Origin of the sequence: Geomonas silvestris, assembly GCF_014193515.1 — a bacterium.
GTDB classification, from domain to species: Bacteria; Desulfobacterota; Desulfuromonadia; order Geobacterales; family Geobacteraceae; genus Geomonas; species Geomonas silvestris.
This window is the reverse complement of sequence record NZ_BLXX01000001.1, coordinates 525,762-551,740: the sequence shown is the minus strand read 5'-3', so window position 1 is coordinate 551,740 and position 25,979 is coordinate 525,762. Positions and strand designations below refer to the sequence as shown.

The following is a 25,979-nucleotide window of genomic DNA, read 5'->3' as shown; positions in this document are numbered from 1 at the left end:
GCGGCTTCCCCCACCCCCCGACCCCCTCCCGCAGGGAGAGGGGGGGATTCCCACAACTTGGGGAATGCGTTGCAGGCAAGCCCGGAGCTTCCCTCTTTTAGAGGGATTCTGTGCTCTTCACGCGAAAAGCGGCAGTGTCGCTTGCATCCCTTACGAGAAATCTCTCGTCGCGCTACCGCCAAACGGAAATCTTGGCTGCGGGGCGACACCAGCAATCACAATATTTCGCAATATACCTTCCGATCACAACATACCGCAATGCTAATCGTGGCATGTTGTGATATTTCTTGGACCCACGCTGCTAACCAGCTGAAACATGGCGGTCTCATTGGCTGGCACGGCGCTGGCAATAGGGAACCTCGTTGTCACCAACAAGGAGACCCGCCATGGCGAACCTGCTCTACATCACCTGCAACCTAAACCCCATCGAACGCTCGCGCAGCCTCACCCTGGGAGCGCTTTTTCTCGATGAGTACCTGCGCTGGAACCCCCGCGACCAGATCTACTCCCTCGACCTGTACCGCGACAACATCCAGCACATCGATGCCGATGTCCTTGCAGCCCGCGAGAAGCTGGCCCAGGGCGCCCGGCTTCCGCAGTTGAGCCCGGAGGAACAGCGCAAGATGGGGCGCATCTGGTGGCTCGCGGACCAGTTCATCGCCTGCGACAAGTACGTCTTCGTCACCCCGAGCTGGAACCTCTTCTTTCCGGCCGAGTTCAAGTACTACATCGACGCGATCTGCGAGGTCGAAAAGACCTATCGGGTGACGGAATTCGGCGCTGAAGGGGTGCTGCACGCCGAGCAGAAGAAATCGCTGCACCTGCACGCCCTGGCGCCGCACCGCCTGGGGAACGAGCGGGACCTGGGGGCCGGCTACCTCGGTTCCGTGCTGAACTTCCTGGGGGTGACGCGGCAGACCACGGTGCTCCTGGAAGGGGGCGACCACCCGGGTGCCGCCAAGGGGCGGGTGCGGGAGGAAGAGCGCAGGAGACTCATCGGGCTTGCCCAGCTTTTCTAGGGGGTGGGCCAAGGACAAGGAAACGAGATGGTCATGAAACTGATAGTGGCGGCCACGCTGGCCGTCTGGGTGCTGGTCGCGCTGGTCGCCTTTTGCTACCGCGGCGACGGCAGATCGAACGACGACTAGGGAACGTCTGCCCGGCAGGTGCGGGGGCGGTCCTGAGAACACGTGCTGCAGAGAAGGGGATGAGGATGAAGATGAGAACTGTGACGATCGCCGCGCTTATGTGGGCGGCGCTGGCGACTTCGGCAGCCGCGGAGAAGCTTACCTTGCCGGAGTGCCTGAAGAGCGCCGCGGCCAACAACCAGGCGCTGAAAGCCGCCTCCTACGACAGCCGGGTGGCCGCGCAGAACGAGCGGGTCGCGGGAAGCGGCTACCTGCCGCGCGTCGACGTAAGTGGCGGCTATACCGCTCAGCTGGACGCCCAGGGGATGTCGGTAGGCGGCTTCTCCGCCCCCACCCAGCAGGCCGACTACGGCTTCTTCTCGTTGGGGATCGAGCAGACCCTCTACGACTTCGGCCGCACGTCCTCGCGCCTGGAACGGGCCCGGGCCGCGAGCGAGGCGACGCGCCAAGGGTACCGCAGCCAAGAACAGGAGGTGTTCCTCGAGGTGGTCCAGGCCTTCTACGGGATCCTCGAGAACGAGAAGTTCCTGGCGGCAGCCGAAGAGGAGGTGCGCCAGATGGCGGGGCACCTAAAAGACGCCGGCAGCAAGTACAGCCAGGGGGTGGTGACCAGAAACGACGTGCTGCAGGCCGAGGTGAAGCTGGCCAACTCGAAACAGCGGCGCCTGGACATCGCGCGCCGGCTGGAGAACGGCTGGCTGCTCCTGAACCACCTGACCGGCCGGGAAGGTGCGGCGCGAGCCACGCTCGAGGACCGGGCCCTAACCCTGGCGACGCCCGCCGCTCAGGGGGAACTCGCCGCACGCCCCGACGTCCTGGCGGCGCGCTCCAACGTCGCGGCAACGAGCGCCGAGGTGACGGAGGCCCGCAGCGGCTTGCGCCCCGAGTTCTACCTGCGCGCCGGCGCCGACTACACCCAGAACCGCTACCTGAACGAACCGGTCATCATGGCCGCCACCGTGGGGCTCCGCTTCAACCTGTTCGACGGCTTTGCCAGCAGCGCGCGGTTGCGCCAGGCGGTGGAATCCCGCTCGCGCAGCGAGGAGAAGCTGCGCCAGACGGAAAAGGAGGCGCTTCTCGAGTACCAGACCGCCCAAAACGACCTGAAGGTCGCCCTGGAGCGGATCGGGACCAGCGAAACGGCCGTGGGGCAGGCCGAGGAGAACCTGCGCCTGAACCGCAGCCGCTACGAGGAACAGATGGGGACCTCCACGGAGGTGGTCGACGCCCAGACCCTGCTCACCCAGGCGAGGAGCGACTTTTTCCAGGCGAGCTTCGACGCCCGCGTGGCCCAGGCGAGGGTGCAGAAGGCGCTCGGGGTGCTTTAGCACCGGCAGAAACAGGATAAACCCAGAGATCACGAAAGGTAACTATAGGAGGAGATGACGATGGAAGAGGTACTCGAGGCGGGAGAAGGGGGCGTCGTGGAGGAAGAGGCGGCGGCGCTGCAGAACAGCAAGAAACTGGTGACCCGGATCCTGGGGGGCGTCGCGCTCCTGGCGGCTGTGATCGGGAGCGGCTGGTACTGGGTGGAGTCCCAGAAGGTGGTGGAGACCGACAACGCCTTCGTCGAGTCGCGCATCCACTCGGTGTCGAGCAGGGTTCCCGGCACCGTCGCGCGGGTGCTGGTGGAGGACAACCAGTTCGTGCACAAGGGGGACCTGCTCGTTACCCTGGACGAGCGCGACTTCGCGGTGCGGCTTTCCGACGCGCGGGCCGGACTCGACATGGCCCGCAACGACACCTCGGGGGACCTGGCCCAGGTGGAAGCGGCCAGGGCCGAACTGCAGCGCACCAAGGCCCAACTGGCCCAGGCGGAGCTCGACCTGAAGCGGGCGAGCGCCCTGGTGGAGCGAGAGGTGATGCCGCGCGAGCAGCTGGACCGGCGCAGTACCGACCGCGAGGTGGCGCTAGCCCAGGTGCGCGAGGCCGAGCAGCGCCTGAAAAAGGCCCAGGCCGCGCTGGGACTCGCCGGGGCCGGCCGGCAGGGGGCGCGCGAGGCGAAGCAGCTGGCACAGGTCGAGGAAGGGGCGCTGAACCTCTCCTACACCAGGGTCTACGCGCCGGCCGACGGCTACGTGACCCGCAAATCGGTCGAGGTGGGGAACCGGGTGCAGGCCGGCCAGGCGCTCCTTGCGGTGGTGCCGCTCTCGGAGGCCTGGATCACCGCGAACCTGAAGGAGAGCCAGCTGGGGCAAGTGCGGGCGGGGCAGAAGGTGCAGATCCGAGTGGACGCCTACCCGGGGCGGACCTTCACCGGCACCGTGACCAGCATCATGTCGGGGACCGGCGCCGCCTTCTCGCTGCTGCCGCCGGAGAACGCCACCGGCAACTACGTGAAGGTGGTGCAGCGCGTACCGGTGAAGATCGCCATCGACCGCTCGAGCGACCCGGAGCACCTCCTGCGCGTCGGGATGAGCGTGGTCCCCAGCATCCAGGTGCCGCGCTCCAGCACCGCGATCGTCAGGGATCTGCTGCACCTCTCCTGAGCGAGCCGCTTTCCGCCATCGGGGCGCGCCCCGCGAGGATTTTATGAAAGAGTCAACAACCAACAAATGGATCATCGCGCTTGCCGTCATGCTGCCGGCGCTCATGGAGGTGATCGACACCTCGGTCGCCAACGTGGCGCTCACCAACATCCAGGGGAGCCTGAACGCGGGCGCGGACGAGGCCACCTGGGTGCTCACCTCGTACATGGTCAGTAACGCCGTGGTGCTCCCGATGACCGGGTGGCTGGCGCGCCGTTTCGGCAGGAAGCGCTTCCTGATGACCTGCATCACGCTCTTCACCCTCTCGTCGTTTCTCTGCGGCGCGGCCCCGAGCCTCGCCACCCTGATCGCCTTCCGGATCCTGCAGGGGGCGGCCGGGGGAGCGCTCATCCCGATGAGCCAGGCGATCCTTTTGGAGAGTTTCCCGGCGGCGGAGCAGGGGATGGCGAACGCCATCTTCGGGGTGGGGGTGATGTTCGGGCCGATCATCGGCCCCGCCCTGGGCGGCTGGATCACCGACAACCTGAGCTGGCGCTGGATCTTCTACATCAACCTCCCGGTGGGGCTCATGGCCCTCGCCATGGTGGGGAGCGTCATCTCCGACCCGGTCTACGCGGCCCGGAAGGCGCGGGAAAAGGTGGACTACTGGGGGCTCAGCTTGCTGGTGCTGGGGATCGGAGCCCTGCAGATCGTGCTGGACAAGGGACAGCAGGACGACTGGTTCAGCTCCCCCTTCATCGTGGCCATGAGTGCGGTGACCGTGATCTCGCTCGTCCTGTTGCTCGTGGTGGAACTCAGGCACCCGCATCCCGTGGTGAACCTGCGGCTCTTCAAGAACCTGGAGTTCTCCGCCGGAAACCTGGTCATGTTCATGGTGGGGTTCGGCCTTTACGGCTCGCTCATGCTGATCCCCCAGTTCCTGCAGTCGCTTCTGGGCTATACCGCCACGCGCGCCGGGATGGTGATGGCGCCGGGGGGTGTCGCGACCCTGGTACTCATGCCGTTTGTGGGGCTCGCGGTCGGCAGGTACGACGGCCGCAAGATCGTTTGCGCCGGGCTCGTGATCTCGGCCTGGTCCATGTTCCTGTGGCAGCGCTTCTCGCTGGGGGTCTCCTACGACGACTTCCTCTGGCCCCGCCTGGTGGCGGGGGTGGGACTCGCCCTCATCTTCGTGCCGCTCACCACGCTCACCCTGAGCAAGATGACCCCCGAGCAGATGGGGGACGCCAGCGGGCTGTTCAGCCTGTTGCGCAACATAGGCGGCAGCGTCGGGATCGCGGCCACCTCGACCCTGCTGGCGCGTGTCAACCAGTTCAACCAGAACACGTTGTCAGCACAGGTGAACAGCTTCAGCCTGCAGTTCCAGCAGACCCTGTCGGGGCTCACCCAAAGCTTCATCGGGCGCGGCATGGAGAGCGAGCTCGCCGGAAAGATGGGGCTTGCCAGCATCTACCGGATGGTGCAGCAGCAGGCGGCGCTTTTGACCTTCAACCGGGTCTTCTGGCTGCTCGGCTTCGCCTTTCTCGCCGTGATCCCCTTCCTTTTGCTGATCAAGCGTCCCAAGCCGGGCGCTGCGGCGGTGGCGGCGCACTAGGGAGCGAAACATTTGCCACGGAGCCACCAAGTGCACGGAGAAAAAACCTGGCGCGAAATAGTGCCGCCGGATGTTCTCCGTTGGAGACAGCTGTTCCCCTGAAGTTCCTGGTGCCTGGCGGCTGTGGGCTGTAACGACCACCGGTAATTCATCACGCCGATCAGATGTCTTCCTGACGACGGTGATCTATCAACCCGACAGCGCACCCGAAAAAAGGACGAGCAACATGCAGATAACACGACCGGTCATCGACCAATTTTTCCAGGAGCTCACCTCACTGACGGATCTCAACGTGCTCTCCCCGGACGGGTTCCGGGCGCTCGCGGACTGGTGCGAGAGGCAGGAGTTCTGGCGGGATTTCGCCCGGAAGCATCGTTTGGTCGACGGCTGGCGCGCGACCCCGATGGGCGATCCCAACGCCTTCGCGCTGGCCGTGTTCCGCCACCAGACCCGGTGGGGGGACTGGTGAACCAGCAGGCGGGATGACGGCGCGGGGAGTGCTGGCTGGGTGCCGGCGCAACGGACCAGTGACCCGCTCTCTCGGAGTAACAGGCAAGTTTTTCCCCTAAACAGGTATTGTGCTTGCAGCGGCGGCTGGCTATGATGCACCAAGCCCGGGTGCCCCCAGTAACGCCCGCGGTTTCGGGGCCGAATGCCCCTATCGCCTTTACAAGGAGCCTGCTATGCAATACCGCACGATGCCTAACGGCGACAGCTTGTCGGTACTTGGTTTCGGCTGCATGCGTTTTCCCATGCAGGACGGCAAGATCGATGAGGCGCGCGCCATCCGCCAGATCCGTTCCGCCATCGATCGCGGGGTGAACTACCTCGACACCGCCTGGCCCTACCACGGCGGCGAGAGCGAAATCATCGTGGGGAAGGCACTCAAGGACGGCTACCGCGACAAGGTGAAGCTCGCCACCAAGCTCCCTTCCTGGCTCATCGAGAGCCCGGCGGACCTGGACCGCTTCCTGGACGCCCAGCTGAAGAAACTGGGGACGGACCGGATCGACTACTACCTGGTGCACGCGCTGGACGGGAATTCCTGGGACAAGATGGTGGGGCACGGTGTGGCGGAGTTTCTGGACCGGGCCAAGGCCGATGGACGTATCGTCAACGCGGGGTTCTCGTTCCACGGTTTGGCCCCTGACTTCAAGCGCATCGTGGATGGCTACCCGTGGGTCTTCTGCCAGATCCAGTTAAACTACCTGGACCAGCAGTTCCAGGCCGGCACCGAGGGGCTCTACTACGCGGCCGAGCGCGGGCTGGGGGTGATCGTCATGGAGCCCCTGCGCGGCGGGAACCTGGGACTTCCGGTCCCCCCGGCGGCAGTTCAGGCGATCTGGGACGAGGCGGGGCTGCGCCGCACGCCGGTGGATTGGGCCCTAAGCTGGGTCCTGAACCATCCCGAGGTGACCCTGCTCTTGTCGGGTATGAACGAAGAGGCGCACATCGAGGAAAATCTGGCGATTGCCGAAAGGGCGCTGCCGGGGTGCTTGAGCGCCGAGGAACTCGCTCTGGTGGAGAGGGTGGGGGAGACCTACCAGGGACTTATGAAGGTGAGCTGTACCGGCTGCGGCTACTGCATGCCCTGCCCGGTGGGGGTGGACATCCCCGGCAGCTTCGACTGTTTTAACAAGTCGCACATGTTCGGCAACGTGCAGGAGGCCCGGTTCATCTACGCGCTCAGGATGAGTAACGAGCTTTTGCGCAGCACGCCGGCCTACGCCTCGAACTGCATCTCCTGCGGCGCCTGCCTCGAGAAGTGCCCCCAGCAGATCCGGATCCCGGAGCTGCTGGCCGAGGTCGCCGCGGAGCTCGAAGGACCCTGGATGAAGGACCTGGTGGCGGCAGGAAAACAGCTCTTCCAAAAACGCCCGGAATAACCCCGGACAATAGGGTACCACCTGATGTGAGCGCCCGCCTCTAGGGAGCTGCCGCCGGTCGCGGATCGGCGGCAGCCTCTGCGCGAGATGCCCCCGCCAGCGCTCCTTACTCCGGAAACCGCCGCTTCCACCGGCGCACCTTCCTGCTAGCGGGTCCTGGTGACCTCTTCCGCCACGCCGGTCTGTTCTTTGACCATCCGCCGCACCTTGCGCCAGTCGATGGGCGCGCCGCCTCCCGCTTCCTCGATGAGGTTGCGCGCCTCCTTTTCCAGGTCCTCGATCTTGCCGTAGATGTCCTTATGTACCTCGAGGTAGGTCTTCCCCGCGCTGACGGCTACCTTGACCGGGCGGTAGACGATTTTTCCCGCCGTGTTCACCGGCACCTCGTTGTAGAGGAGCTCGATGTTCGCGGGAGAGACTCTGATGCAGCCGTGGCTGCTGTAGCTCGAGATGGAGGAGGGACGGTTGGTGCCGTGGATCAGGATGCCTGGGAGCGAGGTGCGCAGGGCGTACTTCCCCAGCGGGTTCGCAGGCCCTGGGGGGATCAGGGTCTTCACCTCCTGGCCCTGTTGTTCCATCTCCTTCTGGATGGAGACGGGGACCCGCCAGCTCGGGTTTTTCACCTTGTCGACCACCTTGAAGCTCCCCAGCGGGGTCTGCCAGGACCGGTTCTGCTTCAGCTCCGCCCTGCCGGCCGCGATCGGCACCGTACGGCTCAGCTTGCCGTCCTTGAAGCAGTACAGGGTGCAGTCGGCGATGTTGATGATGAGCCCCTCGTCCAATGGGTACGGCACGATGCGCCGGTTCACGATGCGCAGCGTCTGTCCCTCGCGCAAAAGCGAGCTGGTGGTGAGGCGATTCAGGCGCGCCAAAAGGTGCGGCCTGATCTTGAAACGGGCGGCGATCTTCAGCAGGGTGTCGTTGGCGCGCACCCGGTAGAGCGTCTCGCCCCCCATGATGCTGCCGGCGACTTGGGGCGCCGGGCGCGAGGCGTCCTCGCCGGTCCCCTCGGCAGCGACGTCGTCCACGACGCCGTCCTCGTCCTCCTCCTGGCTCGCGGCGTTGCCCGGCCAGGAGGCTTCCGGTTGGGCTGCCTGCTGGGCAGCCGCTTGCGGCGCCGGGTGAGCGGCGAGAGGCCTTGCTGGCGGGAGGCTTGGGGCGACGGCAAGGGAGCGCAGGGGCGCTGTAGATCCTGCCGCGGGTTCGGGGGAGGTTTTTGGAGCGGCACCCTCGTGGGGGCGGCTCTCCGGTTGCCCCGGCTGCACCGCGTGTGCTGTCTGGCCGCCAGTTGCCGCTGCGGGAACCACGGGCGCTGCCGGCGGCGTGACGCGCGCTAAGGGTGCCGCAGCAGGCGCGGGAACAATCGGCGCGGGAACAACAGGCGGCGTCAGCGCGGCGGCGGGGGTCGGCAGCTTCGGTGCTGCAGCGAGGCGGGGTGCCGGAGCGGCAGCAGCTTTTGGCGCGTCCGGAGCGGCGTTTGGGACCGGCTCCAAGGCCTGCCGCAAAGCCGCCGCGGCGGCGAGGTCAGCCCCGCTCTCCCGGGCCGCCTGGGGCGCTGCCGGGCCCGGGCTCGGAAAGGCCGGCTGCGCAGGTACTGGTTCTCGCTTGTGCCGCGAGGGGGTGATAAGTTGCTGGCCGGGCTGCAGGGTGAGGAAATAGGGGGCCAGGATCTTTCCGTACTTCTCGACCAGCGCGAAATACTTGGCCGCCAGCTCGGGCTTTTTCTCCTCCAGGCACTTCACCCCCGAGAAATAGGTCTCGATGAGTACCTTGAAGCTTTCCGGGTGCCGGGTGGCGGCACCTTCTTCCATCAGGTTGTTCAGGATGATGAGCGCGTCGGAGCGCGAGGCGGAGAGGGCGGGCGAACTGCCGAGGGCGAGGAAAAGGACGGTTAAAACGATGAGGCGCATCGTGCTTCGGTTCCCACTTGGATGTAGTTGTCCGTTTACCAGCGCGGGGAGAGTGCAGCGGAAGTGCGCACGGCAGCAAGGTTGAGAGAGCGATCCTCTCGCAAAACCGGCCGGTCCCAGTTACTTTGAGACGATTTGGGACAGCAGGCTCAGTCTGAGCTTGGGATCGGTGATGATCAGTTCAAGGGGAACTGTTGTCGTCGGTTTTGCCGGTGTTGTGTTCGGAAGCGTCTCGGTCAGGCTTTGCACGGTAATCCCTCCTAAGCAGAAGTGACAGCTTCGCTTTTCTTTCGGGGCTGTGTTTTCAGGCTGCCTGTACTATCGGCATTGTTCCGACAAACTTGAGCGCTCTTTTATAAGCCGAGATGAAGACTGTGTCAAGCCGCTGTAAAAGGCGCGCTGAAAGAGAGCGGAGCCGCCTGTGCCAGTGTGCAACGGGCCTATGCCAGAAAAGTCGGGAGGGGATGCGGGCTTCATGGGCCTGCGACGGCGGGAGAGTGCTGCGGAGCTTTCCTTACCGGTAAGTTCGTTATTGACCAATAGGCACGTATGAGCGAATGTAGCCCAAACTATTTCAAAAGGGTAGCTTCACATTGAGACATCATCTATCAACAGGAGGAACCGGCGTGAAAGTAGTGGCAATAAACGGCAGTCCCAAGAACGACGGAAACACCTTCCAGGCGCTGAGCCTGGTGGCGGCGGAACTGGCAAACGAGGGGATCGAGACGGAGATCCTCCAGGTGGGCGGGCAGGAGGTGCGCGGCTGCATCGCCTGCGGCCAGTGCGCCAAAAACCGCAACGAGAAGTGCGTGCTTCCCGGCGACAAGGTGAACCAGTGGATCCAGAAGATGAAGGAGGCCGACGGCATCATCCTGGGCTCCCCGGTCTACTACTCGGCCATCGCCGGCACCATGAAGTCGTTTTTAGACCGCGCCTTCTACGTAAGCGGGGCCAACGGGGGGCTGTTCCGCCACAAGGTGGGGGCGGCGCTGGTGGCGGTACGCCGCTCCGGCGGACTCCCGACCTTCCAGCAGCTCAACAACTACCTGCTCTACTCGGAGATGCTGCTCCCCACCTCCAACTACTGGAACGTGATCCACGGCACCCGCCCCGGCGAGGTGCACCAGGACAGCGAAGGGACCCAGATCATGCGGGTCCTCGGGAAGAACATGGCCTGGCTTATGAAACTGGTCGAGCACGGCAAGGGAGCGGTCCCGGCCCCGGAGCAGGAGCCGAAGACCTACTTCAACTTCATCCACTAAAACCCCCGGCGCGGCGGCCGGTGCCGCCCACGCGGCTGGCGCAGGAACGAAAACGGCACGGGCCAAAGACCCGTGCCGTTTTTTTGTTAGCGACCCCGCAACTCTTTAGCAGCGGAACTGCTGCACCATCCCCTTGAGGTCTTCGGCAAGCCGGGCCAGCTGGTTGGCCGCGGCCGCCTCCTCGTGCGAGGATCTGGCCGTCAGGTTGGCGACCTCGGTTATCTGCTGGACGTTCTTGTTGATCTCGAGCGTGGTGGCGGTCTGCTCCTCGGCAGCCACCGCGATCTGGTTTACCTGCAGGGTGACGCAGCCGATCTGCTCCAGGATCTTCTGCAGCGCGGTACCCGACTTCGCGGCCTCCGAGGTTCCCTGCTCGACCTCCTGCACCCCCTCGTCCATGACGTTCACCGCCTCGCGGGTCTCGGTCTGGATGGTCTTGATCATCTCGCCGATCTCCCGGGTGGCGCGGGTGGTCCTTTCCGCCAGCGCCCGCACCTCGTCCGCGACCACCGCGAAACCGCGCCCCTGCTCGCCGGCCCGTGCCGCCTCGATGGCGGCGTTCAAGGCCAAGAGGTTGGTCTGGTCGGCGATGTCCTCGATGGTCTCCACGATCGCGCCGATCTTGTCCGAGCTGGCACCGAGCCCCTCGATGGTCGCGGCGGATGCCTTCACCTTGACCGCGATCCGGTTCATCACCCCCAGGGTCTGCTCTACCACCTGGACCCCTTGCTGCGCCGCGTCGTTGGCGTGGGCCGAGTCCTCGGCGGCCCGGTGGCAGCTGCTCGCGATGTCCTGGGAGGTCGCCGACATCTCCTCGCAGGCGGTGGCGATGGTGGTCGCCTGGCTGGCAAGCTCCTCGTTGCTGGTCGCCATCTGCTCGGCGGTGGAGTGCATCTGCACCGCGGCGGAGGAGACCGAGTGGCTGTTGTCGGAGAGGCGGCGCACGATGCCGGAGAGCTTGTCGCGCATGAGGTTCATCTCCCGCCCGAGCATCCCCATCTCGTCCTTGGAGCGCAGGCCGGGGTCGACGGTGAGATTGCCGTCGGCGATGGCTGCCATGGCGGTGAAGACCTTGGCCACGGCTCCGGTGATCCCACGGCTGATCAGCACCCCGACCGCAAGCGAGACGGCCAGGATGAGCGCGACGATCGCCAGGTTCGTCCCGATGGCGCGCCGCACCGCAGTGCTGCTCGACTGGTAGGCCTGCTCGCTCTCGGCGATGTTGAACTTCTGCAGTGCGTCGATCGCCTCGGCCGGCTTCTGGTAAAGCGGCGCGACCTGCTGGACCCCGAAGGTGATCGCCTCCTTGAGCGCGGCGCTGTCGCCCCCGCGGTGCGCCGACAAAAGGAGCTCGGCGAGTTTCCCCCCCTGCGCGGCGTACGCCTCGGCGCCGTTTTTGTAGTCGGAGAGGAGCCTTTTCTCCTGGTCCGAGAGCTTTCCGCCCTCAAGTTTCCCCACCAGATCGGTGATCCTGGCAAGCTGCAGCTTCATGTCCTGGTGCTTTTCGCTGAGCTTCGCCTCATCCTCCAGGGACATCATGTACACCACGTCCAGCCGCGTGGTCAAAAGGCGGTTCTTCAACTCCGCGAAGTCGACCACCTGGTGTATGCCATCGTTGAGCTCCTGCAGGTGGTGCGTGGTTCGGGTCAGGTTGTTGGTGCTGGTTATCCCGATGATCAGCATCCCCAGGATACCAACTGAACAAAGCAACACGAGTTTCAGGCTCATCTTCAAATCCGCAAACGACATCGGCATCCTCCCTTTGGCACTGTTACAACATTGAAAAACGTACCGTTTGGGTAAACGGTATCCCCACTTGTCGGCGGCCAACGAGAAAAGTTTAGCCATTTTAGCTGGTTGTAGGAATCTGTGAGGCGTTTTATCGGGGATGCCGGAAAACCGCATCACGGGTAAGGGGTGCGGTTCCGGTTTGTCCGATAAGCCGCGTCGGGATTACTCGACCACCAGTCTCCTGCTGCGCAGCCGGATCGCATCCCAGGTAGGGGCGTGTTCCCGCGGTTTAAGGAGCTCCTTCTCTTTTTCGTACATAATGAGCACCTCCTGCTGTGGCTGTCATAAACGGATTGTAATTTTAGGGGAGGCGCCGTGCCGAACTGGCTGAACCGCCGTCGGTGCCCGGCGCCCGCCCGTCCGCTCCGGGAAGAAACATTGATGAAAATGTTCACAACTTCGCCAGTTTTTGCTTCCTATCCCGCGCCAAATTCTGTAAGATCCGGTAAGGAAGCAGGTTCGGCGGGAGACCTGGAGGAGTGGCCGTGGAAACGGAAGAGTCAGTACAGACGGAACAGGCGATGTTGCGCGGGATCCTCGACGCCGCCACCCAGGAGGCGATCTGGCTCTTCGACCGGGAGGGGAAGATCCGGCTGGCGAATCCCGCGGCGCTCAGGCGCTTGGGCAGGTCCGAGGCGGAGATGATCGGCCGGTCCCCCGTGGAGTTCCTCCCTCCCGAGCTCGGCGCTTCCCGCATGGAGAAGATCCGCCAGGTGCTGGAGACTGGGGAACCGCTCGAGTTCGAGGACCAGCGCGAGGGTATCTTCTTCCACCACAGCCTCTCCCCGGTTCGGGACGCCGCGGGGCGGGTGGCCTGGGTGGTCAGCTTCAGCAGGGACGTCACCGCCCAGAGGAGTGTCGAGGCGTCGCTGCGCTTCTCGGAGCAGCGGTATGCCAAGATCTTCGCCACCAACCCCGCCGCCATCGCCTTGACCCTGCTCGAGGACGGCACCTACCTCGATGTCAACGAGGCCTGGTGCTCCATGGTGGGGTACCAGCGCGAGGAGGTGTTGGGGCGCTCCGCCCGGCGCCTGGGTATCTGGCCCGACTCGGCCCAGGCCGCAGCCTTTGTCGCGGAGTTGCGCAAAAGGGGGAAACTAAACGGCTGGCAGCAGGAGTTCTTCAGGAAATCCCGGGAGCCCTTCAGCGCCCAGCTTTCCGCGCAGCTGCTCGAGGTGGGGGGGGAGTTCGTGGTGATCTCCTGCCTGATCGACCTCACCGAGCGCATCCGGATCCAGCAACGCTACGAGCAGCAGGTGCGCCTTTTCGACGGGGTTGCCGCCACCACTCCCGACTTCGTCTACGTCTTCGACCGCCAGGGGCGTTTTCTCTACGCCAACCGCAGGTTTCTCGAGGTCTTGGGGATGCAGCTCCCCGATGTGGTGGGAAAGACCTGCCTTGAGTTGGGGTACCAGCAGTGGCACCACGACATGCACATGAACGAGATCCGGGAGATCATCCGGATACGGCGCCCCATCAAGGGGGAGGTCCCGTTCAAGGCGCCGCTTACCGGGGTCTACGGCATCTACGAGTACATCTTTACCCCGGTGATCGGACCCGACGGGGAGGTCGAGCTGATCGCCGGGATCACCCGGGACGTCACCGAGCGCAAGAACGCCGAGGACCAGTTGCGCCAGGCGCACGAGCTTTTGGAGCATCGCGTGCTGGAGCGGACGGCGCAGCTCGAAAACACCCTGGGGGAGCTCCACGAAAAGGAGCACCTCCTCTTGCAGCAGAGCCGGCTTGCGGCCATGGGGGAGATGCTCAGCAACATCTCGCACCAGTGGCGCCAGCCCCTCAACCTGCTGGGGCTCAACATCCAGGGGCTCGCCCTCATTGAGGACGGCGGGGAAGTGACCCAGGAGGCGACCCGGGAGGCGATCCGTGAGACCAGCGAGCGCTGCATGGAGCTCATCCTCTACATGTCGCGCACCATCGACGACTTCCGCAACTTCTTCAAGCCGGACAAGGAAAAGAGCCACTTCAGGCTGAGCGAGGTGGTGGCCGCCGCCACCAAGCTCATGGAGGGGGCCTTCAAGAGCCGCTGCGCTCAGGTCGAGGTGAGCCAGCGGGCGGACAGCGTGGTGTACGGCTATCCCGGCGAGTATTCCCAGGTAGTGGTGAACATCCTCAGTAACGCAAAGGACGCCTTCGAGGCGCGGGAGATCGCGGAACCCCGGGTGCTGATCACCATCGACGTGCGCGAGGGGAGGTCGCTGCTCACCATCGAGGACAACGCCGGCGGCATCCCCGACGAGCACCTCGGCAAGATCTTCGAACCGCATTTCAGCACCAAGGGGCCCCAGGGAAGCGGGATCGGGCTCTTCATGTCCAAGAACATCATCGAGAAGAACATGAACGGCAGGCTCACCGTCTGCAACACCGCAGCCGGCGCGCAGTTCTCCATCGAGGTCTGAAACAAGGGGGGACGCGCCGTACCAGGCAAACTCCGGGTGGGGGGTGCCGCAGAAAAAACGAGAGGGTTGCCGGCGTGGAGCTGGCAACCCTTTCTTTTTATCCGGGCAGCGCCCGAGGGAGTCGCGAACTAGTTGAGCGGGCAGGAGAGGTTGTTGTACCCCTCGAGGGTCGCGGCCAGCGGATCGTAGCTCCCCGCCGCGACGGCGGCCGCCACCGCCCCCTTGAGCTCGCTTGCCGAAAGCGGGAACCCCTTGAGCCTGCCGTCCCCGGCATTGAGCAGCGCCGCAGTTGCCTGGCGCGCCAGGTTGTAGAGCCCGCCACCCCCAAGGCTCAGCGCCTGCAAGAGGGTGATGTCGGGGCTAAAGGCGTTCACCCCGAAGACGCTGTCGAAGTTGTCGTAGCCGTGGCTTGCCGCAGGCCAGTTGGCGCTGTGGGTTTTCCAGTAGCCGAGGCTGCACCCCTGGCTCTGCCCCGGTTTGGGCTGCGGGACTTTCCAGAAGCCGAAGTCGACGCTCAGGTCGGAGCCGCGGTTGTCGCCGAAGCTTACCGCGCTCGGGGTCGGATTACTGTCCGAGGCGCGGCTTCCCCCCTTAAGGGTGGGGGAGGGGAGATACCCCTCGGGGGTCACGACGCTCACCGTGTAGCTTCCGGCACAAAGGCCGGTGAACAGGTAGTGTCCGTCGGCATCGGTGACGGCGCTCTGGCCGCTGCTGAGCCTCAGCACCACCCCGGCGATCCCCTTTTCGCTGCAGTCCTGCAGGCCGTTTTTGTTGGTGTCGTTCCAGACGTAGTTGCCGATCACCCCGGTGCAGGAAGGGGCCGCGCTCTTGTAGAAGCCGTAGTCGAGGTTCTGCACCGAACTCGTGTTGCTGGTCAGGGACACCTTGGTGGGGCTTGCCTTGCTGTCCTTGGTGCTGTTGCTCCCTTGGGAGGCCGGGCTCGGGGTGTAGCCGGTCGGGGTACCGACGCTTACCTGGTACTCGCCGGCGCACAGCCCGGTGAACTGGTAGTATCCGTTGGCGTCGCTGGTCGTGGAGGCGCCGTTACCGAGGGAGACGGTGACGCCGGGGAGCCCCGGCTCGCCCCAGTCCTGGATCCCGCTTTTGTTGAGGTCCTTCCAGATGAAGTCGCCGATCTTGCCGCTGCAGGAAACGCTCGGCCTGGCCATCCCGAAGTCGGCGGAGAGGTTCGTCGAGGCGCTGCCGGACAGGGTGACGCTCACCGTCGAGGCGCTGGTCGGCTGGAAGCCGCAGGGCGGGAAGACCTTCACCTGGTAGCTCCCGGCGCAAAGGCCGGTGAACTGGTAGTGACCGGTCGCGTCGGTCGTCGTGCTCTTGCCGTTACTGAGGGTGACCTTCACCCCGGAAAGCCCAGGCTCGCCGGTGTTGTAGGCGGCGTTTCTGTTGAGGTCGTTCCAGACGAAATCCCCGATCACCCCGGTGCACCCCGGGGGCTGGGTCTCGCCGCAGTGGCTCGGACCGCCGGGGTAGCTGCCGTTGTTGTAGCTGTCCAGCGTCTGCACCAAGGCGCTGGTCTGGGGGCTGGGGAGGCTGCCGCTCCCAACCGGGGGGACCGCCAGCGACCCGATCATCTGGTCGGCGCTTGCCATCGCCTGCTGCAGCGCGGCGGGGAGCTGGGTGCCGTTGGCCAGGTTCAGCTTGGCCGCGGCGAGCTGCTGGGCCAGCATGATCAGCCCGTTGCCGCTAACCGGGGTCTCGAAGATGGACAGCAGCTGGCTCTGGGTGTAGCTCACGCTCCCCAGCTTGAGGCTCGTCACCGGCCAGTTCCCCGGGTGGTTCTTCCAGTACCCCAGGGTGAAGCTGCAGTTCTTGGTGTTGCACAAGACGAAGGCGTCGTCGCTCGCGCTCGCGCTGCGCCCGAAGAGGTCGCTGCCTGTCACCCACGCCGTGTTCACGAAGGAGCTGGTGCAGGTGAAATCGGGCTGCGAGAGCTTCGCTATGGCGTCGGAGCCGATGGTGATGCTGGCACCGGCCGCGAGTGCCCCCACCTCATAGCCGGAGATCCCGAGCCGGGCGTCGTTAAGGGTGACCTGGGTCAATTCGCTGGTGCCGCAGTTCTCCACGATGAAGCGGAAGGCGAGCCCGGACTGGCGCTGGTGCCCCTGGTAGTACTCGGAGCTGTCGCATTTAAGGGAGGCGGTCGCCTCGCTGTCGGTTGCCTCTCTCAGGTCGGCCTGGTCGCTGTCGTCGCGCGACAGGGCCTGCAGGATCTTGGCGAGCCAGCCGGGGATGCTGTCGGCAAGCGAGCCGCCGGAGAGCTTGCTCAAGAGGTCATCCCCGCTGTCCGTCCCGGTTTTCACTACCGGTACTACCGGGGCGCCGCTCTCCGGGGTGTCGGCATCGAGCCAGACCGGCACGCAGACCGGGACCGCCGGGATCTTGCAGTAGTCGTCCTTGTCCAGGTCGGGGCGCTCGCAGTAGCTCTTGTCGCAGTCGGTCTTGGCGCAGTGGCTTGCCTTGGTCTCGGAACCCGCGCAGTGGGCCTGTTTGCGGGAGACCTCGTGGCAGTAGCCGGTCTTGGTCGAAGCCGAGTCCCGGCAGTAGCGGGGATCGGCGTCGTGGCGCCTGCAGTGCTCGTCCTTGATCTCGTCGGATTTGCAGTGCTTGTCCTTGCCGCCGGTCACCGTGCAGGTGGTGCTCACCTGTTTCTTGACCCGGAGGCAGAGCGTGCCGTCGGTGCCGCAGCTGGCGCTGGATTCGGCGCTTACCGTGACCCCGTTGATGGTGCCGCGCGCGTTGCAGCTTATGGTGTCGCTCGAGGTGGCGCTTGCCGGGAGGTAGCTGCCGGAAACCGTCGCGCTCCCCCCCGGCAGAAGCAGGGTGGGGACGCCGGAGAGGGGAGCCCCCTGGCCGTCCGTGCAGGTAAACCCTGCCAGGGGCTCGTTGCCGCTGTTGGTCAAAACCGCGCTCACGGTGACGGGGAGTCCCGGGGCCGGGGCGTTCGTGCAGCTCGCCGTGAGGGTCAAGGCGGGTGCGCTGACGATGCCGCAGCTCGCACTCGAGGAGGCCGAGACGCTCCCCTGGTCCAGGGCCCCCGTGGCACTGCAGGTCACCGTGTCGCTGGAGCCGCTTCCCGCCGGGAGGTAGCTCCCGGTCAGGGTGAGGCCGAGGCCGGGGGCGAGGGTGGTCGGGACGCCGGCTAACTGGCTCCCCTGGCTGTCCGAGCAGCTGAGCCCGGTGAGGGGCTCGTTGCCGGTGTTGGTGACGGTCGCCGAGATGGTGATCGGCAGGCCGGGTGCCGGGGCGTTCAGGCAGGAAGCCGTCACGCCGAGACCCGGGACCGCGCGGAAGAAGCCGAAGTCGAGGGTGAGGTCAAAGGCGTTGTCCTGCGGGAGGGTCACCGCCGCCGGGTTCGGGTTGCTGTCCAGGGCGGGGTTTCCTCCCGCCGCGACCGGCGAGGCCGCAAGGCCTGCCGGCGGCACCACCTCGACCCGGTACTCCCCGGCGCACAGGCCGAGGAAGCGGTAGGAGCCGTCTCCCAGGGTCTGGGTGGTGCGCAAAAGGGTGTTGAGCCCGTCGCGCAGGTTTACCACCACCCCGGCGATCCCCGGTTCGGCCGCGTCCTGTATGCCGTCTCCGTTCAGGTCGTTCCAGACGAAATCGCCGAGCGCCCCGGTACAGGGGGTGTTGAAGCCGAAGTCGGTATCGAGGTTCTGGCTCGCGTCGTCGGCGAGGAAGACCGGCGCCGGAACTGGGTTGCTGTCCAGGCCGCGGTCGTTCCCCTGCAGGGTGGGCGAGGGGGCGAAGCCGGCGGGTGTCGCCACCTCGACCGTGTAGCTCCCCCGGCACAGGCCGCCGAACCGGTAGCCGCCCGAGGCGTTGCTGCTGGTCGCGGCGATCACGGTCCCCTGCTCGTTTTTCAGGGTGACCTGGGCGCCGGCGATCCCCGGCTCGCTCGACCCCTGGATGCCGTCGCGGTTGGTGTCGTGCCAGACCAGGTCACCGATCGCGCCGCTGCAGGGGGTGTTGAAGCCGAAGTCGACGCTCAGGTCCGAGCCGAAATCGTCGGCCAAGAGCACCGGGGCCGGGTTCGGGTTGCTGTCCAGGTTCCGGTCGCTCCCGGCCAGGGTCGGGGAGGGGGCGCGCCCGGCGGGGGGGATCACCTCGACCAGGTAGCTGCCGGCGCAGAGCCCCGAGAACAGGTAGAGCCCGCCCCCGGCCGTGGTGGTGGAGCTCACCAGGACGCCGGAGTCGTCGCGCAGGTTCACGGTGGCGCCGTCGATCCCGGCTTCGCCTGCCTCCTGGATCCCGTTCCGGTTGGCGTCGTCCCAGACCAGGTTGCCGACCGTCCCCGAACAGGGGGGATTGAAGGCGAAGTCGATGGTGGGCTCCACCGCGTTGTCGGCCGGGAGGTAGACGGCGGCGGGGCTGCCGTTACTGTCCACGCTGCGGTCCGCACCGGCGAGGCTCGGCGAGGGCTCGAGGTTCACCGGGGTGATCACCTCGACCGTGTAGCTGCCGGCGCACAGCCCGGAGAAACCGTAGTAACCCTGCTGCCCCACCGGTCCGGTTCCGGTGCTGGTCGTCTGGATGGTCGTGTTGGCGGCGTCCTTCAAGAGGACCGTGACGCCGTTTATCCCGCTCTCGCCGGGGTTCTGGATGCCGTCGCGGTTGGCGTCCAGCCAGACCAGGTCACCGATGTACCCGGAGCAGGGGGTGTTGAAGCCGAAGTCGATGGTGGCGTCCTGGCTCGCGTCGCTGTCGAGGACCACGGGTGCGGGACTTTTGTTGCTGTCGGCGCCGCGGTCGCTCCCCTGCTCGACCGGCGAGGGGACCAGGCCGGCGGGGAGGGTCGCGGTGTCAACCTCGACCCGGTAGTTGCCGGCGCACAGCCCGGTGAACTGGTAGAAGCCGTTGCCGGTGGTGCTCGCGCTGGCGACCAGGTTCGAGAAGCTGTCCTTTAAAAAGACCCGCACCCCGTTCAGGCCGGGCTCCCCCGCGTCCTGGATACCGTTTCGGTTCAGGTCCTGCCAGACGAAGTCGCCGATCGACCCGGTGCAGGGGGTATTGAACCCGAAGTCCACCGTGGGGTCGCTGGTGACGTCGTCGGGGAGGGTGACCTCGGCGGGGTTCGGGTTACTGTCGGCCGCCCGGTTCGCCCCGGCAAGCGCGGGGGAGGGGGCGAAACCGGCGGGGGGGAGCACCTCGACCCGGTAGCCCCCGGCACACAGCCCGGTGAACTGGTAGTTGCCGCTGCCGTTGGTCGTGGTGGCGCCGAGGAGGTTGCCGGAGGCCGGGTCGCGCAGGTTCACGAGCACCCCGTTGATCCCCGGCTCCCCCGGGTCCTGGAAGCCGTTTCGGTTCTGGTCGTGCCAGACCAGGTCGCCGATCGCGCCGGTGCAGGGGGAGTTGTAGCCGAAGTCGATGCTGCGCTCCGACGAGGTCCCGGTGGCAAGGGTCACCTGGCTGCCGCTCGGGTTCGAGTCGCGGGTGGCGTCACCCCCCTGGTAGAGGGGGGAGGGGACGAACCCGGCGGGGAGGGTCGCCTGGTCGACGTTCACGGTGTAGCTCCCGGCGCACAGCCCGGTGAAAAGGTAGGCGCCGTTGGGGCCGCTCAGCGTGCTCGTGAGCTCGCTGCCGCCGGGGTCTTTCAGGATGAGGCGCACGTTGTCGATCCCCGGCTCGCCGGCGTCCTGGATGCCGTTGCGGTTCTGGTCGTTCCAGACGAAGTCGCCGATGACGCCGTTGCAGACCGGTTTCTGCGGGATGGGACCCATGGGGGCGCGGTATGTCGGATTACTTGACAGTGTTTTCCCTAGGTAAATGCGCAAAAGGCGCCGGGGGACCGCAGGCCTCCGCTTCCCCGGCCGGGTAGCGCCGCAGGATCTTGCTGCCAAACGGCCCGCCAGATGGTATGGTTACCCCGTAGCGCGGACGGCGCCGGCAGCCGCCCGCAAGGAGGAGACATGACGCGTAAGGTGCCGCGCCCCACGGCCACGCTGAGCTTCACCGTGCAGCGCAGGTCGCATTGCGGCAAACTCTTCATCACGGTGACTACCCGCAATCAGAAGCCCTTCGAGGTCTTCATCCGCTTCGGCAAGGCGGGAGGCTGCAGTTCCGCCATGGCCGACGGGGTGGCCCGGCTGGTATCCTACGGCCTGCGCTCGGGTCTCGACCCCCGCGAGGCGGTGAAGGCCCTGGCCGGCATCGCCTGCCACCACGGCCCCAAGACCTGTCTGAACGAGGTCTCCGTCGCACTCAGGCTGGTGTTGCGCCACCTGGAAACCGGCACCGATTTGAACCTGCTTATCTCCGAGGAGGAGCGCAGCTGACCCTGGTGCGGTCGCCCCTGAACTCGCTTCCCGGTGCACGTTTCCCGCCCCGCTGTCCCCCGCCTTCCGGCTTATTCCCGCGTTCCTCATTGTCAGAAGTTCACCTCTGACTGTTTTAAAAAGCGCTTCAGCGCTCTTTGCCTATTGCCGATAGCGAATAAAGAGATCCGCGGGCCCTGGAAATTCTCCTGGTGTCTGTGCGCCTTTGGAGGCGCCTGTCAAAAACGGTGACTTTTGATCGCCTTGTGACTGTCGCTGCGCCGGGATTGTGTTAGAGTAAGAGCAATTCCGGTAGTCGGAAAGGGGGCAGTCATGGAACGCAGGCTTTCTACAAGGATTCCTTTCAAGGCGCCGGCTTTTGTGGTACAAAACGGCAGCGCCTTCTCCAGTGAGGTGCGCGATATCAGCAGGCACGGGCTTTTCGTGGCCATGCCGGCCCCCGGGGAAGCTGGCGGAACCGCTTCGGTCTCCATCATCCTGAAGCACGCCGGGCGCTCCCTGTCGTTCACGGTGCCGTGCTCGGTGGCGCGGGTTACCGGCTCCGGCATCGGCTGCAGCTGCGGCGAGCTCGATCCGGAGACCCTGCTGTTTTTCAGTAACCTGTTGCACGGCTCAGGGAGGCACCCCGCCGAGTTCATGCGGGCTTTTTACAGCTTCCTCGACGAGCAGCAGGCCGATATGGGCTAGTTTCGGGACGAATTTACCGAAAGCCGCGGTACCGTTGGGGGTCTGTGGTGAAAGAGGGGGAACATGCGGGAGCGTGATGAAGAAAACCCGGGGGGGATGGGGACCTTGGTGAGCTGCGCGCTGGGAGGGGGCATCTGGTTTTTTCTGGCCAGCGAGCCGTCGCCCCTTGCTCTGGTCATCGCCGGGCTGTTGCTGAGCTATCTCTTCCTGGGCTACTGCGCCCTGGCCATCCTGCTTCCCGACCCAAATGAAGAGCCCGCCCCCTCCTCGGAAAGGTTCGCACCGCTGCGCACCGAGTACGACCGGCCCAAGGCGCTCACGCTGTAACCCTTCTCAAGCCTCTCGGCAAAAACGAAGCGGGGCACGCCATCACGGCGGCCCCGCTTTTTTCTTCCCTAAGCTCCCCGAATTTTCCGATCACTTGGGGGCGGACCAGGAATCTTCCGCCTCGATGCCGCTTGGCTCCCAGGTCCACTTGATCTTTTTGTAGGTGAAGGAGACCTTCTCCATGTGGCGGTAGGGGTCGTTCTCGGAGAGAAGCGTGGTCGGCATGAACGGGCTCACCGCGACCACGATGGCGTCCTCGAGGGTGTGGGTGAAGTAGTGCTCCTCGGTCCCCTGCTTGGTGATCCGGTACCACTTGAGGGTGACCCTCTTCAGGTGCTCCCCGGTGCAGAGCGCCTGGTAGAGCTTGGGCGAACTCTTGTCGTACTCCTTGACCACCGAGAGCGGTCCGTGCACCCTTTTGCCGGTGGCAAGGCCGTCGGTCGGGCTGCGCGGGATGTTGACCGCGTGATCCATCCCGAAGACCAGGATGCTCCCTTCCCGCCCCTGCATGTCGCAGGAACCCTCGATCTTTCCCTGTTTTTCCCCCTCCAGGGTGAGGTGTGCCGGCATCGCCATGGCGCTTCCTCCTTTTCGGTTTTTATGAGTGTTTCTCCCGGTCCAGGCGTCCCACCAGGGACAGGGTGAAGTAGGCCCCCAGGTACTTGAAGTGCGGGCGGACCTGAAGCGAGACCCGGTACCACCCGGCCTCCCCGGGGACCTCCTGCACCGAGACCTCGGCCTGGCGCAGCGGCCGCCGGCTGCGCACCCCCGGCATCGGGCTGTCCATGTCCGAGACGTACTGCCTGATCCAGGTGTTCAACTCCTGTTCCAGATCCTCGCGCTCCTTGAAGGTGCCGATCTGCTCGCGCTGGATCACCTTGAGGTAGTGGGCGAGCCGGCTCACCACGAAGAGGTAGGGGAGCTGCATCCCGAGCCGGTAGTTCAGCTCGGCCTCCTTCCCCGCGGCGGAAACGCCGAAGTGCTTTGGCTTCTGCACCGAGTTGGCGGAGAAGAAGGCCGCGTTGTCGCTCCCCTTGCGCATGGTGAGGGCGATGAAACCCTCCTCCGCCAGCTCGAACTCGCGGCGCTCCGAGACCAGCACCTCGGTGGGGATCTTGGTCTGCAGGGAGCCCAGCGCCTGGTAGTGGTGCAGCGGCAGGTCCTCGACCGCACCGCCCCCCTGGGGCCCTATGATGTTGGCGCACCAGCGGTAGCGCGCGAAGCTTTCGGCGAGGCAGGACGCGAAGGCGAAGGCCGCGTTGCCCCACAGGTAGTTGGCGTGCTCGACCCCCGCCATTTCCTGGTAGTCGAAGTTGCGCACCGGGATCCCGTCCGGGCCGTAGGGGAGGCGCAGCAGAAAACGCGGCAGGGTGAGCCCGACGTAACGGGCCGGCTCGGTCTCCCTGAAGGCCTGCCATTTCTGGTACTGGGGCCCCTCCAGGGTCGAGGAGAGGTCCTTCAAGAGGGGGAGCGCGCCGAAATCCGCCAACCCGAAGAACTGGGGCGCCGCGGCGGCGATGAAGGGGGTGTGGCTTAAGGCGGCCACCTGCGCTACCTGCTGCAAAAGCCGCACGTCCGCCGCGGCGGCGCCGAACTGGTAGTTGCCGATCAGGCAGCCGTAGGGGGTGCCGCCGAACTGGCCGTACTCCGCGCTGTAGACCGTCTTGTAGAGCCCGGACTGCACCACCTCGGGCGCGTCCTCGAAGTCCTCCGCAAGCTCTTCCTTGGTCACCTGCAGGATCTCGACCTTGATGTTCTCGCGGAAGTCGACCCGCTGCACCAGGAACTCGAGCGAGCGCCAGGCGCTCTCCAGCTTCTGGAAATCCGGGTGGTGCAGGATCTCGTCGAGCTGCCGCCCCAGCTTCAGATCGAGTTCGGCGATCAGATGGTCGAGGCTTTGGCTGGAGACCCGGACGCTCTGTTCCCCCTTTGCCGCGAGCTCGGTGATCAGGGTCTCGACCCCGCGGCAGGTAAGCGCATAGGCCTCGTCGGCGGGCTCGATGCGGGTGGACTGGACGATCTCCTGGATCAGGTCTACCCCGAGGGTCGGGAGTTCGACGCTCTGCGTCGGGAAATGATGGTCGTTGTTCATGGTGCCCCCCCTAGTCCGACGCGGCGACGCTCAGCACTCTCTGGCGCGCCGCCTCGTCGCCGATAGCCTCCTGGAGCTTCCTGCGGAATTCCGGGAGGTTCGCCAGCGGCCCCTTGAGCGCCCGCAGCGCCTCGCGCAACTCGACGAGCCGCCTTAGCTCGGGAACCTGCTCGACGATCGCCTGCGGGGTGAAGTCCCGCATCGACTCGATGGAAAGCGTAACCGCGAGCCCGCCGCCGAGGCATCCGATCCGGTCCTCCACCGCGATGGCGAGGGTGACACCCTGCGCCTTTAACACCTCGTCAAGCGAAGTGCGCTCCACGCTGACCGGGGTGCGCATTTCGACGGGGCGCTGGTCGCCCGAGCCGGTGAAGTCGCCCAAGACCAGCATCTTGAGGGGGAGTTCCACCTCTTCGCGGGCGTCTTCAAGCGACGGCCGGTAGACGATGTTGACCCGTTCCCGTGGTGCTACCGTTGCCTCTTTGGTCATAAAAACCTCCTGGCCGCCTGGGGCGGCCGGTTTGCCGCTTCTCTAGCGGTTGGTGAGCCTCAGCATCTCGGGGAGGTCGAGCCGCCCGATCCTGAGCAAAAGGGCGCTGGCCGTCTCCCGGGCCTGGGGCTCGGGCTGTTCCCGGTAGGCACGCCAGGCGAGCTCCAGGGCGTTCAGTGCGAGTTCCGGTTCGTACTCCTCAAGGTGGTGCCGGTCCAACTCCTCGAGGACCTGTTCGAGGTAGGGGAGGGCGACCCGCCCCTGGCCCGCCGCCATGAGCATCCCGGCCATGGTGACCCTCCAGAGCAGCCGCTCCCTGCCGCAGCCGCACTCCTTCAGCTTTTGCTGGCTCTGTTCGATCGCTTCCTTGAGCCTCCCCGACTGGACCAGGTGCCGGACCTGCTCTGCGCCCGGGGCTGGATCTTGCCGGGTTTCCGCAGGCCCCTGCTCCCCGCAGGGGAGGGGGAGCGACTGGGCACTTTGGGCGAGCCAGCATCCGGTCGCGCTCGAGGCGAAGGGGGTGCCGTCGGCGAAGCAGAGCTCCTCGAGGCCGGGGAGGCGCCGCACGAAAAAAGCGGTCTCCTGGCGCACCGCCTCGCGGGCCCGAGCGTACCCGTCCCCCAGGCGCAAAAGGGCCTGGTAGGCGAAGAAGCTCAGGTCCAGCCAGAAAAGGTACTCACCCAGCCGGGTCTCGGCGGCCTTGAGCAGGACCTCCGGCTCGTCCGAGCACTGCAGCTCCTCCAAAAGCGCCACGAGCGCCTGGGGCGGGGGCGGGATCCTGGTGAGCCGCCCCTCGGCCGGCGGCAACTCCTCGAGCGGCGACCAGGCGAGCTGGCGCCTCATGCGGTAGAGGTGCGGGGGGGCGGGGTCCCGCTGCCAGGAGTCGAAGACGGCACGGCTCACTGCCCCGAGCGCCGCCTCGAGGGAGCCGGTCCCCTCGAGCTGCGCCCCTTCCGCGGAAGAGGCCGGCCCCTCGGGCGCTGGGGGCGCAGCCTCCAAAACCTGTTCCGCCCGGCCGATCTGTTGCGGCGCCGGCTCTAAAGCCGTCACCAGCTCGACGCTGCAGAAATAGTCGATGAGCGGGGCCAGCGAGGGAGGGGCTTCCAGCTGGTCGTGCAGCAGGCGCTCCAGCCGGGTCAGTTCGTCGAGGACCCCGTCGCGCAGGGGAGCGGGCCAGCTTACCGCGCCCAGCTGTTCCAGCGCCGCCAGGGTCTTCTCCACCCACCACTCGAGTGCCCGCAGCCGGGCGCGCAGCCGCGTTTTCTGCGGGTAGAGCTTCTCCCAGAAATGCTCCAGGAGCTCCCGGTAAAAGGTAAGTCCCCTCGCGCATCCGGCGCACCCCTCGGTGTGCACCAGCGCCACGGCGAGGTAGCTCGCCACCAGGAGGTCCTTGGTCTTCTCCGCAAGAAGCGCCCCGGAAAGGCGCGCCACCCCGGGCCAATCCACCGGTCCCGCCGCGGCGGGCGCCGAGAGTTTCTCCACTTCGGCCTGCAGTGCCTCGAAGCCGGGGTCCTCGCGGACCTCGAAACCCGCCGGGGCGTCGGGCCGGATCGGGTGGCAGCTTAGTTGGGAGAGTTCCAGCTCCATGGCATA

General features: G+C 65.8%; 19 protein-coding genes. 11 read left to right on the top strand and 8 right to left on the bottom strand.

Features of this window, described 5'->3' with window-relative positions; genetic code table 11:
• Positions 1–386 precede the first annotated feature (386 nt).
• From GMST_RS02300 to GMST_RS02275, 6 genes are all read left to right on the top strand, one after another.
• Positions 387–1,019 carry an NAD(P)H-dependent oxidoreductase gene (locus GMST_RS02300; protein ID WP_183352983.1) on the top strand — a complete coding sequence of 211 codons (633 nt, stop codon included), beginning with the start codon at positions 387–389 and terminating at the stop codon, positions 1,017–1,019.
• Positions 1,020–1,213: 194 nt separating this feature from the next.
• Positions 1,214–2,476, top strand: a complete 1,263-nt coding sequence (locus GMST_RS02295) for a TolC family protein (RefSeq protein WP_246399165.1) — start codon at positions 1,214–1,216, stop codon at positions 2,474–2,476.
• A gap of 60 nt (positions 2,477–2,536) precedes the next feature.
• Positions 2,537–3,637, top strand: a complete 1,101-nt coding sequence (locus GMST_RS02290; RefSeq protein WP_308936480.1) for an HlyD family secretion protein — start codon at positions 2,537–2,539, stop codon at positions 3,635–3,637.
• A gap of 43 nt (positions 3,638–3,680) precedes the next feature.
• Positions 3,681–5,231, top strand: coding sequence for a DHA2 family efflux MFS transporter permease subunit (locus GMST_RS02285; RefSeq protein ID WP_183352981.1), 1,551 nt, complete (start codon positions 3,681–3,683; stop codon positions 5,229–5,231).
• 226 nt (positions 5,232–5,457) lie between these two features.
• A complete protein-coding gene (locus tag GMST_RS02280; protein ID WP_183352980.1) occupies positions 5,458–5,700 on the top strand; it encodes a hypothetical protein in 243 nt (80 codons plus the stop codon).
• A 214-nt stretch (positions 5,701–5,914) separates the two neighbouring features.
• On the top strand, positions 5,915–7,117 hold the full coding sequence (locus GMST_RS02275; RefSeq protein WP_183352979.1) for an aldo/keto reductase: 1,203 nt from the start codon (positions 5,915–5,917) through the stop codon (positions 7,115–7,117).
• A gap of 146 nt (positions 7,118–7,263) precedes the next feature.
• Here the strand turns inward: GMST_RS02275 and GMST_RS02270 are convergent, their stop codons facing one another.
• Together GMST_RS02270 and GMST_RS22375 are read right to left on the bottom strand one after the other, a co-directional pair.
• The gene (locus tag GMST_RS02270; protein ID WP_183352978.1) at positions 7,264–9,027 is read right to left on the bottom strand and encodes a L,D-transpeptidase family protein; all 1,764 of its coding nucleotides are present in this window, start codon (positions 9,025–9,027) and stop codon (positions 7,264–7,266) included.
• 120 nt (positions 9,028–9,147) lie between these two features.
• Positions 9,148–9,276 (bottom strand): hypothetical protein, encoded by a 129-nt coding sequence (locus GMST_RS22375; RefSeq protein ID WP_281379871.1) that lies wholly within the window; start codon positions 9,274–9,276, stop codon positions 9,148–9,150.
• A gap of 377 nt (positions 9,277–9,653) precedes the next feature.
• Between GMST_RS22375 and GMST_RS02265 the strand changes: the two genes are divergently transcribed.
• Complete coding sequence (locus GMST_RS02265) at positions 9,654–10,289, top strand: flavodoxin family protein (RefSeq protein WP_183352977.1); 636 nt, start codon at positions 9,654–9,656, stop codon at positions 10,287–10,289.
• 105 nt (positions 10,290–10,394) lie between these two features.
• On the opposite strand, the gene GMST_RS02260 is transcribed toward GMST_RS02265, so the two are convergent.
• Positions 10,395–12,038 carry a methyl-accepting chemotaxis protein gene (locus tag GMST_RS02260; protein WP_183352976.1) on the bottom strand — a complete coding sequence of 548 codons (1,644 nt, stop codon included), beginning with the start codon at positions 12,036–12,038 and terminating at the stop codon, positions 10,395–10,397.
• A gap of 527 nt (positions 12,039–12,565) precedes the next feature.
• Between GMST_RS02260 and GMST_RS02255 the strand changes: the two genes are divergently transcribed.
• Positions 12,566–14,497: a PAS domain-containing sensor histidine kinase gene (locus GMST_RS02255; RefSeq protein ID WP_183352975.1), complete on the top strand. Its 1,932-nt coding sequence runs from the start codon at positions 12,566–12,568 to the stop codon at positions 14,495–14,497.
• Between the two features lie 128 nt (positions 14,498–14,625).
• Here the strand turns inward: GMST_RS02255 and GMST_RS02250 are convergent, their stop codons facing one another.
• A complete protein-coding gene (locus tag GMST_RS02250; protein ID WP_183352974.1) occupies positions 14,626–20,235 on the bottom strand; it encodes an SdrD B-like domain-containing protein in 5,610 nt (1,869 codons plus the stop codon).
• Positions 20,236–20,424: 189 nt separating this feature from the next.
• Between GMST_RS02250 and GMST_RS02245 the strand changes: the two genes are divergently transcribed.
• From GMST_RS02245 to GMST_RS02235, 3 genes are all read left to right on the top strand, one after another.
• On the top strand, positions 20,425–20,790 hold the full coding sequence (locus tag GMST_RS02245; RefSeq protein WP_183352973.1) for a TSCPD domain-containing protein: 366 nt from the start codon (positions 20,425–20,427) through the stop codon (positions 20,788–20,790).
• Between the two features lie 312 nt (positions 20,791–21,102).
• Complete coding sequence (locus GMST_RS02240; protein ID WP_183352972.1) at positions 21,103–21,477, top strand: PilZ domain-containing protein; 375 nt, start codon at positions 21,103–21,105, stop codon at positions 21,475–21,477.
• Between the two features lie 63 nt (positions 21,478–21,540).
• Entirely contained in the window at positions 21,541–21,804 is a 264-nt protein-coding gene (locus GMST_RS02235; RefSeq protein ID WP_183352971.1) for a hypothetical protein, read from the top strand.
• Between the two features lie 90 nt (positions 21,805–21,894).
• Here GMST_RS02235 and GMST_RS02230 read toward each other — a convergent pair whose 3' ends face one another.
• The 4 genes from GMST_RS02230 to tssA are packed head-to-tail and all read right to left on the bottom strand — an operon-like array spanning position 21,895 to position 25,973.
• Positions 21,895–22,380, bottom strand: a complete 486-nt coding sequence (locus tag GMST_RS02230; RefSeq protein ID WP_183352970.1) for an Hcp family type VI secretion system effector — start codon at positions 22,378–22,380, stop codon at positions 21,895–21,897.
• Between the two features lie 22 nt (positions 22,381–22,402).
• Positions 22,403–23,896: a type VI secretion system contractile sheath large subunit gene (tssC, locus tag GMST_RS02225; protein ID WP_183352969.1), complete on the bottom strand. Its 1,494-nt coding sequence runs from the start codon at positions 23,894–23,896 to the stop codon at positions 22,403–22,405.
• Positions 23,897–23,906: 10 nt separating this feature from the next.
• Positions 23,907–24,386, bottom strand: a complete 480-nt coding sequence (gene tssB / locus GMST_RS02220) for a type VI secretion system contractile sheath small subunit (protein WP_183352968.1) — start codon at positions 24,384–24,386, stop codon at positions 23,907–23,909.
• Positions 24,387–24,428: 42 nt separating this feature from the next.
• Positions 24,429–25,973 carry a type VI secretion system protein TssA gene (tssA, locus tag GMST_RS02215; RefSeq protein WP_183352967.1) on the bottom strand — a complete coding sequence of 515 codons (1,545 nt, stop codon included), beginning with the start codon at positions 25,971–25,973 and terminating at the stop codon, positions 24,429–24,431.
• Positions 25,974–25,979 lie beyond the last annotated feature (6 nt).